General features: G+C 69.1%; 12 protein-coding genes. 6 read left to right on the top strand and 6 right to left on the bottom strand.

Annotation, left to right across the window (positions count from 1 at the left end; genetic code table 11):
• Positions 1-4: 4 nt before the first annotated feature.
• Positions 5-520 (bottom strand): hypothetical protein, encoded by a 516-nt coding sequence (locus J3476_RS06460; protein WP_207065674.1) that lies wholly within the window; start codon positions 518-520, stop codon positions 5-7.
• 59 nt (positions 521-579) lie between these two features.
• Positions 580-1,428, bottom strand: a complete 849-nt coding sequence (locus J3476_RS06455) for an LLM class F420-dependent oxidoreductase (protein WP_207065673.1) — start codon at positions 1,426-1,428, stop codon at positions 580-582.
• Positions 1,429-1,696: 268 nt separating this feature from the next.
• Between J3476_RS06455 and J3476_RS06450 the strand changes: the two genes are divergently transcribed.
• The 6 genes from J3476_RS06450 (at position 1,697) to J3476_RS06420 (ending at position 10,217) form a co-directional block, all read left to right on the top strand.
• Complete coding sequence (locus tag J3476_RS06450; RefSeq protein ID WP_207065672.1) at positions 1,697-2,569, top strand: DUF5336 domain-containing protein; 873 nt, start codon at positions 1,697-1,699, stop codon at positions 2,567-2,569.
• Positions 2,570-2,629: 60 nt separating this feature from the next.
• On the top strand, positions 2,630-4,375 hold the full coding sequence (locus J3476_RS06445) for a DUF6350 family protein (protein ID WP_373889035.1): 1,746 nt from the start codon (positions 2,630-2,632) through the stop codon (positions 4,373-4,375).
• A gap of 21 nt (positions 4,376-4,396) precedes the next feature.
• Positions 4,397-5,026, top strand: coding sequence for a phosphoribosylglycinamide formyltransferase (gene purN / locus J3476_RS06435; protein WP_207065671.1), 630 nt, complete (start codon positions 4,397-4,399; stop codon positions 5,024-5,026).
• The gene (gene purH, locus J3476_RS06430; RefSeq protein ID WP_207065670.1) at positions 5,023-6,609 is read left to right on the top strand and encodes a bifunctional phosphoribosylaminoimidazolecarboxamide formyltransferase/IMP cyclohydrolase; all 1,587 of its coding nucleotides are present in this window, start codon (positions 5,023-5,025) and stop codon (positions 6,607-6,609) included. The genes purN and purH overlap by 4 nt, the downstream gene beginning before the upstream one ends.
• 177 nt (positions 6,610-6,786) lie before the next feature.
• Positions 6,787-8,178 (top strand): sigma 54-interacting transcriptional regulator, encoded by a 1,392-nt coding sequence (locus J3476_RS06425; RefSeq protein ID WP_207065669.1) that lies wholly within the window; start codon positions 6,787-6,789, stop codon positions 8,176-8,178.
• Between the two features lie 50 nt (positions 8,179-8,228).
• Complete coding sequence (locus J3476_RS06420) at positions 8,229-10,217, top strand: VWA domain-containing protein (protein ID WP_322486619.1); 1,989 nt, start codon at positions 8,229-8,231, stop codon at positions 10,215-10,217.
• On the opposite strand, the gene J3476_RS06415 is transcribed toward J3476_RS06420, so the two are convergent.
• From J3476_RS06415 to J3476_RS06400, 4 genes are all read right to left on the bottom strand, one after another.
• Positions 10,214-10,792: a DUF1707 domain-containing protein gene (locus J3476_RS06415; RefSeq protein ID WP_207065667.1), complete on the bottom strand. Its 579-nt coding sequence runs from the start codon at positions 10,790-10,792 to the stop codon at positions 10,214-10,216. The genes J3476_RS06420 and J3476_RS06415 overlap by 4 nt on opposite strands.
• Before the next feature lie 101 nt (positions 10,793-10,893).
• Positions 10,894-11,664, bottom strand: coding sequence for an enoyl-CoA hydratase family protein (locus tag J3476_RS06410; protein WP_207065666.1), 771 nt, complete (start codon positions 11,662-11,664; stop codon positions 10,894-10,896).
• A gap of 13 nt (positions 11,665-11,677) precedes the next feature.
• Complete coding sequence (locus tag J3476_RS06405) at positions 11,678-12,838, bottom strand: acyl-CoA dehydrogenase family protein (protein ID WP_207065665.1); 1,161 nt, start codon at positions 12,836-12,838, stop codon at positions 11,678-11,680.
• Complete coding sequence (locus tag J3476_RS06400; RefSeq protein ID WP_207065664.1) at positions 12,835-14,811, bottom strand: biotin carboxylase N-terminal domain-containing protein; 1,977 nt, start codon at positions 14,809-14,811, stop codon at positions 12,835-12,837. Before J3476_RS06400 ends, J3476_RS06405 begins: the two co-directional genes overlap by 4 nt.
• Positions 14,812-14,816: the final 5 nt, after the last annotated feature.

Genomic DNA, 14,816 nt, shown 5'->3' with positions numbered 1-14,816 from the left:
ACCGTCAGAACAACGTCGTCACAGTCGGGGTCAGGACGAAGCCGTGCTGACCCACGCGGCAGGCCGTCATGCCGGAATCGTCGACGCCGCACTCGATGTCGCGATAGACGATCTTGTGGCCCGAAGGCAGCTGCTTGACGCCCGAGGCGGCGATCGTGGCCGGGTCCAGCGGTGGATACGACGGAGCGACGGTCGCCGGTTCGTCGGTCGCCACCAGAACCTGCCAGGTCCCGGGCCCGAGGTCCGGTCGCGGCCCCTCGCACGACAAGGTCAACCGGTTCGGGTCGTCGAGTGAGTTCATGGTGTTGTGGCTGCACAGCTGTCCGTCGGGCGTGACGAAGTCGAACCCGGTGAACCGGGGGTAGCTCTGCATGTACTCCGCCGGGTCGACGGCCGGGTACCCCGACAGGTCGGGCATCTGCGGCGGCGGGTCGGCGGCCGCGTCGGCGCAGCCCACCGTCAGCGCGACCAAGGCCGCACCTGCGGCCGCGGCGCCCCGCCGGATCAACGTCGTCGTCACACCTGGATTATCGCGGCGTCGCAGGGTTGGCGTTACCCGCCGGACCGGTGCGTTGTCGCTCAGACCAGGGCGGTGAGCTTTCCGGCGAGGCGTTCGACGTAGTCCGCGACGTCGTCGGGGCTGCGGTCGGGCAGCCCGAACAGCACCTCGGTCACCCCGAGGTCGCGCCAGCGGGCCAGCTTGTCCGGGTCGGGTTTGAAGTCCAGCGCCACCACCTGCGGGGCGCCCTCGCGCCCGGCGCCGGCCCAGGTGTCCTGCAGCAGTTTCACGGGCGCGTCGATGTCGAAGTCGCGGGGCGTGGTGATCCAACCGTCGGCCGACCGGGCGATCCACTTGAAGTTCTTCTCGGTGCCCGCGGCGCCGACGAGGACAGGGACATGCGACTGCACGGGTTTCGGCCAGGCCCACGACGGGCCGAAGTCGACGAACTCGCCGTGATACTCGGCCTCCTCCTGGGTCCACAGCGCACGCATCGCCTCCAGGTACTCACGCAGCATCGTGCGCCGCCGGCCGGGCGGCACATTGTGGTCGGCCAGTTCGTCGGTGTTCCAGCCGAATCCGACGCCCAGGGAGACCCGGCCGCCGGAGAGATGATCGAGGGTGGCGATCGACTTGGCCAGCGTGATCGGGTCGTGTTCGACGGGCAGCGCCACCGCCGTGGACAGCCGAACCCGGGAGGTCACCGCACACGCGGCGCCCAGCGAAACCCAGGGGTCCAGCGTGCGCATGTACCGGTCGTCGGGCAGTGAGTCGTCACCGGTCGTGGGATGCGCAGCTTGGCGCTTGATCGGGATGTGGGTGTGTTCGGGCACATAAAACGTGGTGAAGCCGTGATCGTCGGCCAGCTTGGCCGCAGCCGCCGGCGTGATCCCGCGATCGGAGGTGAACAGCACCAATCCAAAGTCCATGCGGAGAATTAGAACGTGTTCCAATACGGGACCGCAAGGGGGGCGCTGCGCAGCGCAGACCGGATATGTGCGACGAATGCCGCTCACCGGCGGTGATTTTGTGAGTTCGCTGTGAGTCCCGGGCGCGGGCCCAGGTGCAGAAGTGGTGCTCCGGGGGTGCGCTAGCGTGGGTGACCGAATCGCCCACGCTGTCCGTCGCCCCGCCGACGGATCGTGTCGGCACCGCCCGTCACCGACGATGCGGTGCCCGTATCGCACAGGAGAGTCCATGTCGTACCCCCAAGGCGCGCCCGGAGGCCCCGGTTACCAGCCCACGCAGCCGCAGACCAACCAGTTCGCCGCGCCGACCCAGCAGTTCAGCAGGGTGCCCGACAGCGGGCCTGGCGCTGAGGGCCCCAGCAAGCTGCCTACATACCTCAGCGGGGCCGTCGCCGCGCTGGGTCTACTGGTGTACCTGGCCGGGTTCGCGCCGCAGTTCACCATCACCGCGTCGGATTTCCCCGGCCTGGGCCAGCTCAGCGGAAGCTCGCTGGGCTTGCTGTTCGCGGTCATCGCAGCGGTGCTGGCGGGACTGCTTTCGGGTTTGAGCCTGCTGCCCAAGCAGCCGAACTACACGCCGATCGCGGCTGTCGGGGCGGTGCTGGCCTTTCTGCTGGTCATCGCCGAGGTGATCAAGAAGCCCAGCGGAGCGACCGTCGACTGGGGCCTCTACCTGGTGATCGCGTTCACGCTGCTGCAGGCTGCGGTCGCCGTCGTGGTGGTGTTGTTCCAGTCCGGCATCCTCACCGCTCCCGCACCGCGGCCGCGCTACGACCAGCCGCAGCACTTCGGTCAGTACCCCGGGCACTACTACGGTCAGCCGCAGGGACAGCACCAGGGTCAGCCGCAGCAGCAGGGTCGCCCCGGCTATCCGACGCCCTACGGTGGCTACCCCAGCACCGGCCCGTCCACCGGCGGCTTTCCGGCGTCTTCAGGGTCCGCGCCGGCACCGCAGTCCGGCCCGTCCTCGCAGTCGGGCCCTCCGACTCCGCCGACCGGATACCCGACGTACGGACAGCCGCCGGCGAGCAACGCGCCGACGACCCAAGTTCCTGCGCAACACCAGTCGTCATCGCCGCAGTCGGATCAGTCGTCGTCGTAGTCTGAGCCGCGCGTGCGCGTGAGGCGTGCGCCCGAGCTTTCGCGAGGAGCGACTTCACCCGTGACCAGACGACCGCACCCGGGCGGCGCCCCCCGCCCGGCCGGCGGAACCCGGCAGGCGCGTGATCTGCTCCGGGTCGCCTTCGGGCCGTCGATCGTGGCGCTGGTCGTCATCGCCGCGGTGGTGCTGCTTCAGCTGCTGATCGCCAACAGCGACATGACCGGCGCGTTCGGCGCGATCGCCAGCATGTGGCTGGCCGTCCACCAGGTTCCCGTCTCGATCGCCGGCAGCGCGCTCGGGGTGATGCCGCTGCTGCCGGTGCTGGCGATGATCTACGGCACCGCGCGCACCACCGCCGCCGCCACCACGAGCGCATCCTGGTTCGTCACGCGCTGGGTGGTGGCTTCGGCGGTCGGCGGCCCGATTCTGATTGCGGCGCTCTGTCTGGCGGTCATCCATGACGCCGCGTCGGTGCTGACCGACCTGCAGACGCCCGACGCACTGCGCGCATTCGGTGGGGTGCTGGTCGTGCACGCGATCGGCGCCGTGGTGGGGGTCGGTTCTCGGGTCGGGCGGCGGATGCTGAGGTCGTCACCGCTGCCGAGCTGGTTGTTCGACGCGGTTCGCGCTGCCGCAGCCGGCGTGTTGGCGCTGATGGGGCTGTCCGGAGTGATCACCGCGGGGTCGCTGGTCGTGCACTGGTCGACGATGCACGAGCTGTACGCGATCACCGACTCGGTGTTCGGTCAGTTCAGCCTGACCGTGCTTTCGGTGCTGTACGTACCGAACGTCATGGTGGGCGCGGCGGCGGTGGCCGTGGGGTCCAGCGCGCATGTGGGACTGGCGACGTTCAGCTCGTTCACGGTGTTCGGCGGCGACATCCCCGCGCTTCCGATACTTGCCGCGGCGCCGACCCCACCTCTGGGCCCGGTTTGGGTTGCGCTGATGATCGTCGCCGCCGTTTCCGGAGTCGCTCTCGGCCAGCAGTGTGCCCGCCGGCCGCTTCCCCCGCTGACCGCGCTGGCGAAGGTGGCGGTGGCGGCGGCACTGGCGGCGGTGACCATGGCACTCCTGGGGTATGCCGGCGGCGGGACGTTGGGCAATTTCGGTGAGGTCGGAGTCGATCAGGCGACCTTCGGGCCGGCGGTATTTCTGTGGTTCGCCGGAATCGGCGGGTTGACCGTGGCGATGTCGGGCGGCCTGGCGCCGCGGGTGCGCCGGCCGGTTGTGAAGCCCGAACCGGAGCCGACTCCGCGGGACGAGTCCGAGACTGACGGCGACGTCATTGATGCCGAGGAGCCCTCGAGCGATGAGGTTGGGGAGGTCGAGTCCCCGCCCGCTGAACGCGCGGACGCCACCTCAGAGGAGTCACCTGCCGCTGCCGGGGAGCCGGTGTTGACGGGCAAGCCCCACCGCCCGGACCTCCAGGGGATGGATCTCGAGGACATCGACCCCGAGGAGCACTTCGTCGTAGACGAAGCAGATGGCTGGGGCGTCGTAGACGAAGCGGATGGCTGGGGCGTCGTAGACGAAGCGGATGGCCGGGGTGTCGTGGACGAACCGGATGGCCGGGGTGTCGTAGACGAAGCGGATGGCCGGGGTGTCGTGGACGAAGCGGATGGCCGGGGTGTCGTGGACGAAGCGGATGGCCGGGGTGTCGTGGACGAAGCGGATGGCCGGGGTGTCGTGGACGAAGCGGATGGCCGGGATGTCATGGAGGACCCCGAGGAGCACTTCGTGGTAGACGAAGCAGATGACCGGGGCGTCGTCGACGAACCGGGCGACCACAGACGCGGCACCGAATGATCACCTATTAGGCTCTCTGGCGTGCAGCCAGAGGTCCGTGTGCCCCCGAGCGCACCGGCGCGGCTGGTGGTGCTGGCGTCGGGCACCGGTTCGTTGCTCGAGACACTGCTGAAGTCCGCCGTCGGCGACTATCCGGCCCGGGTTGTCGCGGTCGGGACCGACCGGGCGTGCCGCGCCCTCGATGTCGCTGCGGACGCGTCGGTGCCGACGTTCACGGTGCGTCTCGGCGACCACCCGGACCGCGTTTCCTGGGATGCTGCCCTCACCGAGGCGACCGCGGCTCACGAACCAGATCTGGTGGTATCCGCCGGGTTCATGAAGATTCTTGGCGCGCAATTTCTTTCACGATTCCCCGCCCGGGTCGTCAACACCCACCCGGCGCTTCTGCCGGCTTTTCCCGGCGCCCACGCGGTTCCCGATGCCTTGGCCTACGGGGTCAAGGTGACCGGCTGCAGTGTGCACCTGGTCGATGCCGGCACCGACACCGGGCCGATCCTGGCGCAGCAGGCCGTGCCCGTGCTCGACGATGACGACGAAGCCACCCTGCACGAACGGATCAAAGTGGTGGAGCGACAACTTCTGGTGGATGTTCTCGAAGCGCTGGCCACCCGCGGCGTGACCTGGACCGGACGAAAGGCGACCATAGGATGAGCGAGGACGGTCGGCGGCGCATCCGCCGCGCACTGATCAGCGTGTACGACAAGACTGGATTGGTGCCGCTGGCGCAGGGGCTGCATGCCGCCGGTGTCGACATCGTGTCCACCGGTTCGACCGCCAAAACCATTGCCGGCGCGGGTGTTCCGGTGACGCCAGTGGAGACCGTCACCGGGTTCCCGGAGGTGCTCGACGGACGGGTCAAGACGCTGCATCCACATGTGCACGCCGGCCTGCTCGCCGATCAGCGTAAATCCGAGCACGTTTCGGCGCTCGCCGACTTGGGCGTCGCCCCGTTCGAGCTCGTGGTAGTGAATCTGTACCCGTTCACCCAGACCGTCAACTCCGGCGCCGACGTCGACGAGTGCGTCGAGCAGATCGACATCGGCGGGCCGTCGATGGTTCGGGCGGCGGCCAAGAATCATCCCAGTGTTGCCGTCGTGGTGGATCCGCTGGGCTACGACGGGGTGCTGGCTGCGGTGCGGGCCGGTGGGTTCACCCTGGCTGAACGAAAGAAGCTGGCCGCGTTGGCATTCCGGCACACCGCCGAGTACGACGTCGCGGTGGCCTCGTGGATGGAGTCGGTGCTGGCGCCGGAACAGGGTGCCGATGCAGCGGATACGGCCGGTCAGTTGCCGCCGTGGCTCGGTGCGACGTTCCGGCGCACCGCGGTGCTGCGTTACGGGGAGAACCCGCACCAGGGCGCAGCACTCTACCGCGACGACGGTGGCTGGCCGGGCCTCGCGCAGGCCGAACAGCTGCACGGCAAGGAGATGTCCTACAACAACTACACCGACGCCGACGCAGCATGGCGGGCGGCATTCGACCACGAAGACATCTGTGTCGCGATCATCAAGCACGCCAACCCGTGTGGCATCGCGATCTCCTCGGTGTCGGTGGCCGACGCCCACCGCAAGGCTCACGAATGTGACCCGCTGTCGGCCTTCGGTGGCGTGATCGCGGCCAACGCCGAAGTCACCGTCGAGATGGCCGAGACGGTCGCCGGCATCTTCACCGAGGTGATCGTCGCCCCGGCCTACGAACCGGGTGCGGTCGAGGTGCTGACGAAGAAGAAGAACATCCGCGTGCTGGTGGCCTCCGAGCCACAGGTCGGTGGGACCGAGTTCCGTCAGATCAGCGGCGGGCTGCTGATGCAGCAGCGCGACGCGGTGGATGCTGCCGGCGATGACCCGTTGAACTGGACGCTGGCCACCGGGTCGCCGGCCGATCCGACGACGCTTGCCGACCTTGTGTTCGCGTGGCGCACCTGCCGGGCGGTCAAATCGAACGCGATCGTCATCGCGCGCGACGGCGCGACGGTGGGCGTCGGCATGGGGCAGGTGAACCGCGTGGACGCGGCCCGGCTGGCGGTGGAGCGGGCAGGGGACCGCACCGGTGGTGCGGTCGCAGCCTCGGATGCGTTCTTCCCGTTCCCCGACGGTCTGGAGACGCTCACCCGCGCGGGTGTCAAGGCTGTGGTCCATCCGGGCGGATCCGTGCGCGACGACGAGGTGACCGCGGCCGCCGAAGCGGCGGGCGTCACGCTCTACCTGACCGGCGCGAGGCACTTCGCGCACTGACGGCGTGCAGGGGATCTCAGGCACTTCGCGCACTGACGGCGTGCAGTGGGTCCCCGGACGCGTCGGGCACTGACTGCGTGCGGCAGGTGTCCGTCGAGCGCGCACAAAATGCCAGCTCGTGGCGGTGTGTCGGGGACAGGCACGCGAGCTCGCGGAATGTAGTCGTAGCGTGGAGTGGTGACTTCACCTAACGATCTCCCCCGCACCGTCGGTGAGCTGCGCGCCTCGGGACACCGCGAACGCAGCGTGAAGGCCGAGCTCCGCGAGAATCTGCTGGCCAAGCTGAGCGCGGGTGTGGACGTCGCCGAGGTGTGGCCAGGGATCCTGGGCTTCGAGGACACCGTCATCCCGCAGCTCGAGCGCGCCCTGATCGCCGAACACGACATCGTGCTGCTCGGTGAGCGCGGCCAGGGCAAGACGCGCCTGTTGCGCGCCCTGAGCGGGCTGCTCGACGAATGGACCCCGGTCATCGCCGGCGCCGAACTCGGCGAGCACCCCTACAGCCCGATCACCCCCGAGTCGATCAAGCGGGCCGCCGATTCCGGCGACGACCTCCCAGTGGCCTGGAAACACCGCAGCGAGCGCTACACCGAGAAGCTGGCCACCCCGGACACCAGCGTCGCCGACCTGGTCGGCGACATCGACCCGATCAAGGTCGCCGAGGGCCGCAGCCTGGGCGACCCCGAGACCATCGCCTACGGCCTGATCCCGCGGGCGCACCGCGGCATCGTCGCCGTCAACGAGCTGCCCGACCTCGCCGAGCGCATCCAGGTCGCCATGCTCAACGTGATGGAGGAGCGCGACATCCAGGTGCGCGGCTACACGCTGCGGCTGCCGTTGGACGTCCTCGTCGTCGCCAGCGCCAACCCCGAGGACTACACCAACCGCGGGCGCATCATCACCCCGCTCAAGGACCGCTTCGGCGCCGAGATCCGCACCCACTATCCGCAGGAACTCGACGCCGAGGTCGGGGTCATCAGCCAGGAGGCCCATCTGGCGGCCGAGGTCCCGGATTACCTGCTGCAGATCCTGGCGCGGTTCGCCCGCGCGCTACGCGAGTCGACGTCGATCGACCAACGTTCCGGGGTGTCGGCGCGATTCGCCATCGCCGCGGCCGAGACGGTCGCCGCGTCGGCCCGGCACCGCGGCGCGGTGCTCGGCGAATCCGATCCGGTGGCCCGCGTCGTGGACCTCGGCACCATCATCGACGTGCTGCGCGGGAAACTGGAGTTCGAATCCGGCGAGGAGGGCCGCGAGCAGGCCGTGCTCGAGCACCTGTTGCGCCGGGCGACCGCCGAGACCGCTCAGCGGCTGCTCGGTGGGATCGATGTGGCGCCGATCGTGACGGCCGTCGAAGGCGGATCGCCGGTCACCACCGGCGAGCGGGTGTCCGCCCGTGAGGTGCTCGACGCGTTGCCCGAGGTCCCCGCCGTCGCCGAGATCCAGCGCCGCCTCGGTGCGCAGACCGAAGGCCAGCGCGCCGCGGCCATCGAACTGGCCCTCGAGGCGTTGTACCTGGCCAAGAGAATCGACAAGGTGTCAGGCGAGGGCGAAACGGTCTATGGCTAGGAGCGCGACGACCAAGCAGCGAGGTACGAGCTGCGTTGAGGAGTGCGACAGTGGGGTCTAAACAATCGAGGACATCGCGGTACTCGCGATACACCGGCGGGCCCGACCCACTGGCCCCGCCCGTCGACCTGCGCGAAGCGCTCGAGGCGATCGGGCAGGACGTCATGGAGGGCACCTCGCCTCGTCGGGCGCTGTCTGAACTGCTTCGTCGCGGTTCGAAGAGCATGCCCGGCGCCGACCGGCTGGCCGCCGAGGCGAACCGGCGCCGACGGGAGTTGTTGCAGCGCAACAACCTCGACGGAACGCTGGCCGAGATCAAGCAGCTGCTCGATGACGCGGTGCTGGCCGAGCGCAAGGAGTTGGCGCGCGCGCTCGACGACGACGCCCGGTTCGGCGAGCTGCAACTGGACGCGCTGTCGCCGTCCCCGGCCAAGGCAGTGCAGGAGCTCTCCGAATACGACTGGCGCTCGGCGGAGGCCCGCGAGAAGTACGAGCAGATCAAGGATCTGCTCGGCCGCGAAATGCTCGATCAGCGTTTCGCCGGCATGAAGCAGGCCCTCGAGAACGCCACCGACGAGGACCGCCAGCGGGTCAACGAGATGCTCGACGACCTGAACAACCTGCTGGACAAGCACGCTCAGGGCCAGGACACGCCGGAAGACTTTCAGGATTTCATGGCCAAGCACGGCGAGTTCTTCCCGGAGAACCCGCGCAACATCGACGAGCTGCTCGACTCGCTGGCCCAGCGCGCTGCCGCCGCCCAGCGGTTCCGCAACAGTCTGTCCGAACAGCAGCGTGCTGAGCTGGATCAGTTGGCGCAGCAGGCTTTCGGGTCACCGTCGTTGATGAACGCGCTCAACCGGCTCGACGCGCACCTGCAGTCCGCCCGCCCCGGCGAAGACTGGGAAGGCTCGCAGCGGTTCTCCGGCGACAACCCGATGGGCATGGGTGAGGGCGCACAGGCGATGGCCGACATCGCCGAACTCGAGCAGCTCGCAGAGCAGCTGTCGCAGAGCTACTCCGGTGCCAGTATGGACGACGTCGACCTCGACATGCTGGCCCGCCAGCTCGGCGAGGACGCCGCTGTGGACGCCCGTACCCTCTCCGAACTGGAACGGGCCCTGATGAACCAGGGGTTCCTCGACCGCGGCTCCGACGGCCAGTGGCGGCTGTCGCCCAAGGCGATGCGCCAACTCGGTCAGGCTGCGTTGCGTGATGTCGCCCAACAACTCTCGGGCCGCCACGGTGAGCGCGACACCCGTCGCGCGGGCGCCGCGGGAGAACTGACCGGGGCCACCCGGCCTTGGCAGTTCGGCGACACCGAGCCGTGGAACGTCACCCGCACCGTGACCAATGCGGTGTTGCGGCAGGCCGGGACCGGGGAGCGGCTCAACCGGTCGGTGCCGGTGCGCATCGAGGTCGACGACGTCGAGATCTCCGAGACCGAGACGCGCACCCAGGCGGCGGTGGCGCTGCTGGTGGACACGTCGTTCTCGATGGTGATGGAGAACCGCTGGCTGCCGATGAAGCGCACCGCACTGGCGCTCAACCACCTGGTCAGCACGAGGTTCCGCTCCGATGCGTTGCAGATCGTCGCGTTCGGCCGCTACGCCCGCACAGTCACGGCCGCCGAGCTGACCGGGTTGGAGGGCGTCTACGAACAGGGCACCAACCTGCATCATGCGTTGGCGCTGGCGACCCGGCACCTGCGGCGCCACCCGAACGCGCAGCCGGTGGTGCTCGTCGTCACCGACGGCGAACCGACGGCGCACCTCGAGGACTTCGGCGGTGAGGGTTCGTCGGTGTTCTTCGATTACCCGCCGCACCCGCGCACCATCGGGCACACCGTCCGCGGTTTCGACGAGGTCGCCCGGCTGGGTGCGCAGGTGACGATCTTCCGGCTCGGCAGCGACCCGGGGCTGGCGCGTTTCATCGATCAGGTCGCCCGCAGGGTCGGCGGTCGGGTCGTGGTGCCCGATCTGGACGGGTTGGGTGCCGCGGTGGTGGGCGATTACCTCAGTGCGAAACGGCGCCGTTAGGCGGGTTTGCGCTTCTTGCGTTTGACGCCGACGCTGCCCCACAGCGAGAGGCCGCGTATCTTCACGCACGGCGCGCCCGGCGAGCCCTCGCCGGTGACGTCGTGCTCGAAGCTGCCCATCACCGCCTTGCCGTGCAGGTCGAGGTTCACCTCGGGCGGCACCAGGATGGTTTGCCCGCCCATGATCGAATACGACCGGATCTCGACGTCATGACTGGTGAAGTCGGCGTAGCGCATGTCGATGACGCCGCCACCCCACAGCGCGAAGGTGGTCATCCGCTTGGGCACGTTCCATCGGCCCCGGCGCTCGAACCCGCTGAGGATCGCCAGCAGCAGCGTCGACGGGGCCGGCCGGCACGAGCCCCTGCGGCCCCGAGTCACCGCACCGGGCAGATCGTTCGACAGCCGGTCGAGCTCGTCGTACGTCGTGGCAGCGTAAGCCTTGGCGAGTCGGTCCTCGTACTCGGTCAATCCGAGCACACCGGACGCGGCGGCATCGGTCAGCAGCTGAGCGACCTCGATGCGATCCGTGTCGGCAGCACGCGTCGACCCGTTCCGCGAAGCGGGCCGGGTCATCGCAGCCTTCTGCGGATTGCGCGAGCACAGTTCGACATCAACCCCGAGCCTACGACGAACGTCGGGACATGCAAGCGGCTTCACCAAACTGTAAGGAGTCGTCACCTCCAGTCGGGTGCACGCTTCTGCAGGAAGGCCAGCATGCCCTCGCGGGCCTGCTCCGAGACGAACAGCGTCGCGGTCTGCTGCGTCAATTTCTCTGCGCGCCGATCGAAGTCGTCCAGCACGGCGGCGGTCGTCAGTGCTTTCGAGACGGCCAGCCCCTGTGGTGAACCCTGTCCGATCGCGGCCGTCAGTTCGGCCACTGTCGCCCCCACGTCGTCACTGGCGACGGTGATCAGGCCGATGTCCGCGGCGACGTCGGCGCCGAACTTCTCGCCGGTGACGAAGTAGCGACCGGCAGCTCGCGCCGTCATCTTCGGCAGCAAGGTGAGCGAGATGATCGACGGCGCGACTCCGAGCCGCGCCTCGGTCAGGGCGAAGGTGCTCGACCGGCCCGCCACCGCGATGTCGCACGCGCCGACCAGGCCCATTCCGCCGGCGCGAACGTGGCCGTCGACCTCGGCGATCACCGGCAGCGGCAACTCGAGAATCCGGCGCAACAGCCGCGTCATCTCCTGCGCCCGCGCGGCTGCCTGCTCGGCCGGATCACTGCTCGACGCCGACGCCTCGCTCAGGTCGGCGCCCGCGCAGAACGTCCCTCCGGTGTGCCCGAGCACGACCACCCGCACGCCCTGCTCCGCGGTCGCGCGGGTCAGCCCGTCATGCAGCTGCTCGACGAGCGCCGACGACAGGGCGTTGCGGTTGTGCGGCGAATCCAACGTGAGCCGTGCGACCGGCCCCTCCCGCTCGAACCGGACCAGCTGGGTCATCAGGACGCCTCCCTCAGTACGAACGGGGCAGGCCGAGCGAGGTCTGCGCCACGAAGTTCAGGATCATTTCCCGGCTGACCGGTGCGATGCGGGCCAGCCGGGAGGCGGTCAGCACCGACGCGATGCCGTACTCCTTGGTCAACCCGTTGCCGCCCAGCGACTGCACCGCCTGATCGACTGCGCGCACCGAGGCCTCACCGGCGGCGTACTTGGCCATGTTCGCGGCCTCGGCAGCCGCCACGTCGTCCCCGGCGTCGTAGAGGGAGGCCGCCTTCTGCATCATCAGCTTGGCCAGCTCGATCTCGATGTGGTTCTGCGCCAGCGGATGTGACAGGCCCTGGTGTGCGCCGATCGGGGTTTTCCACACCTGACGCTGTTTGACGTAGTCGACCGCCTTGTCGATCGCGAAGCGGCCCATCCCCACCGCGCTGGCCGCGCCCATGATGCGTTCCGGGTTCAACCCGGCGAACAACTGCGCGATCGCCGCATCCTCGGAGCCGACCAGGGCGTCGGCCGGCAGGCGCACCTCGTCGAGGAACAGCTGGAACTGGAACTCCGGGCTGACGATCTCCATCGGGATCTTGGTGTAGGTCAAACCCGGTGTATCGGTGGGGACCACGAACAGTGCGGGCTTGAGGTTGCCGGTCTTGTGATCTTCAGTCCGCCCGACCACGAGGACGGCCTGGGCCTGGTCGACACCGGAGATGTAGACCTTCTGCCCCGACAGGATCCAGTCGCTGCCGTCGCGGCGCGCGGTGGTGGTGATCTTGTGCGAGTTGGAGCCGGCGTCGGGCTCGGTGATCGCGAACGCCATCGTGATGGAACCGTCGGCGATGCCGGGAATCCAGCGCTTCTTCTGGTCCTCGGTACCGAACTTGGAGATGATGGTGCCGTTGATCGCCGGTGAGACGACCATCATCAGAAGCGCCGACCCGGCGGCGGCCATCTCCTCCATGACCAGGCTCAGCTCGTACATGCCGGCTCCGCCGCCGCCGTACTCCTCGGGAAGGTTGACGCCGATGAACCCGAGCTTGCCGGCTTCGGACCACAGTTCCTCGGTGTGCTCACCGGCGCGGGCCTTCTCCAGGTAGTAGTCCTGGCCGTAGTTGGCGGCCATCGCGGCCACCGCCTTGCGCAGGGCCTGCTGTTCTTCGGTCTCGATGAAACCGCTCACGGGATCTCCTTCTCGTTGTCCCCGGCGTCGACCCGGGCCAGTATGGAGCCGACCTCGACCTGGCGGCCGGGCTCGACGTTGAGTTCGACCAGCACACCGTCGGTGGGCGCGGTGATGGTGTGCTCCATCTTCATCGCCTCGAGCCAGATCAGCGGCTGGCCGGCGGTCACCGCGTCGCCGACCGTCGCGGCGACGCGCAGCACCGACCCCGGCATCGGCGCCACCAGCGATCCCTGGGCGAGCGCGGCGGCCGGGTCCGGGTAGCGCGGCAGGGCGGTCAGTCGCACACTGCCGGCCGGCGAGTCGACGAAGACGTCGCTTCCGTAGCGGCACACGTCGAACGGTCGCTCGACGCTGCCGTCGGCGAGCACGACGTGCCCGCGCGACGCCGAGACGACGGTGACGTCGTCGTGCCCGTGGATGCGCACCCCGTCGCGGTGGAAGCGGTATCGCACGTCGTGGGTGTGACCGCCGGCGTCGTCGTAGCTCTTCTGTTGCGGGATCGACCCGAGGTTGCGCCACCCGCTCGGGGTCCCGGCGAAAACTGTTGCCGTGTCACGGTTGTGGGCCGCATCGGCCAGTGCGGCGGCGATGGCCGACAGCCCGACCGCGCGGTCGTCGGCAACCGGTCGGGCCAGCTCGGGCAAGCCGTGCGTGTCGAAGAACGCGGTGTCGGTCGCACCGTTGACGAAGGCGGGGTGACGCAGCACGTTGACCAGCAGGTCACGGTTGGTGTCGACCCCGTGCATGCGGGTGCGCACCAGCGCGTCGGCGAGCAGGGTCGCTGCCTGTCGGCGGGTCGGCGCGTAGGAGATGATCTTGGCGATCATCGGGTCGTAGAACACCGAGATGATCGAGTTGTCCTCGATGCCCGAATCGACTCTGATGCCGCTGCGGTCGATCCCGCCGAAGCGGACCGTGGCGGACGGCACGGCGAACCGGTGCACTGCGCCCGCCTGTGGCTGCCAGTCCTTCGCCGGGTCCTCGGCGTAGAGCCGGGCCTCGATGGAATGGCCGCGCGCCGGCGGCGGCTCGGGATCCAGCGCCGCACCGTCGGCGACGGCGATCTGCAGCTCGACCAGGTCCAGTCCGGTGGTGAGTTCGGTGACGGGGTGCTCGACCTGCAGGCGGGTGTTCATCTCCAGGAAGAAGAACGAGCCCTCGTCGTCGGCCATGAACTCCACGGTGCCCGCTCCGGTGTAACCGATGGCCGAAGCGGCCAGGCGGGCCGCCTCGAAGAGCTTCCCGCGCATCCCCGGGGTGCGCTCGACCAGGGGAGACGGTGCCTCTTCGATGATCTTCTGGTGACGTCGCTGGATCGAGCATTCACGTTCACCGACCGCCCACACGCTGCCGTGGGTGTCCGCCATCACCTGCACCTCGATGTGGTGACCGGACGCCAGGTAGCGCTCGCAGAACACCGTCGGGTCGCCGAAGGCGGACTGCGCTTCGCGACGGGCGGCCTCGACCTGGCCGGCGAGATCGGCGATCTCGCGCACCACCCGCATGCCGCGACCGCCGCCGCCCGCGGACGCCTTGATCAGCACCGGCAACATGTCGGCGGTCACGGCGTGCGGGTCGAGTTCGTCGAGCACCGGAACGCCCGCGGCGGCCATGATCTTCTTGGCCTCGATCTTCGAGCCCATCGCCGCCACGGCGGGCACGGGCGGGCCGATCCAGGTGGGCCCGGCATTCTGCACCGCGGCCGCGAAATCGGCGTTCTCGGAGAGGAATCCGTAACCGGGGTGAACCGCGTCGGCCCCGGCGGCGTGCGCGGCGGCGATGAGTTGCGCGGGGTCCAGATAGCCGCGGGTGCCTTCCAGACGGACCCGGGCGTCCGCCTCAGCGACGTGGGGTGCCTCGGCGTCCGGGTCGGTGTACACCGCGACCGTCCGCAGACCGAGGCGCCGGCAGGTGGCGAACACCCGGCGGGCGATCTCGCCGCGGTTGGCCACCAGAACCGTGGTGATCATCGTTC

Origin of the sequence: Mycobacterium sp. PO1, assembly GCF_017312405.1 — a bacterium.
In the GTDB taxonomy this organism is placed as follows: domain Bacteria; phylum Actinomycetota; class Actinomycetes; order Mycobacteriales; family Mycobacteriaceae; genus Mycobacterium.
Note: the sequence above shows the minus strand (reverse complement) of the source record. Positions and strands in the feature narration are given on the sequence as shown.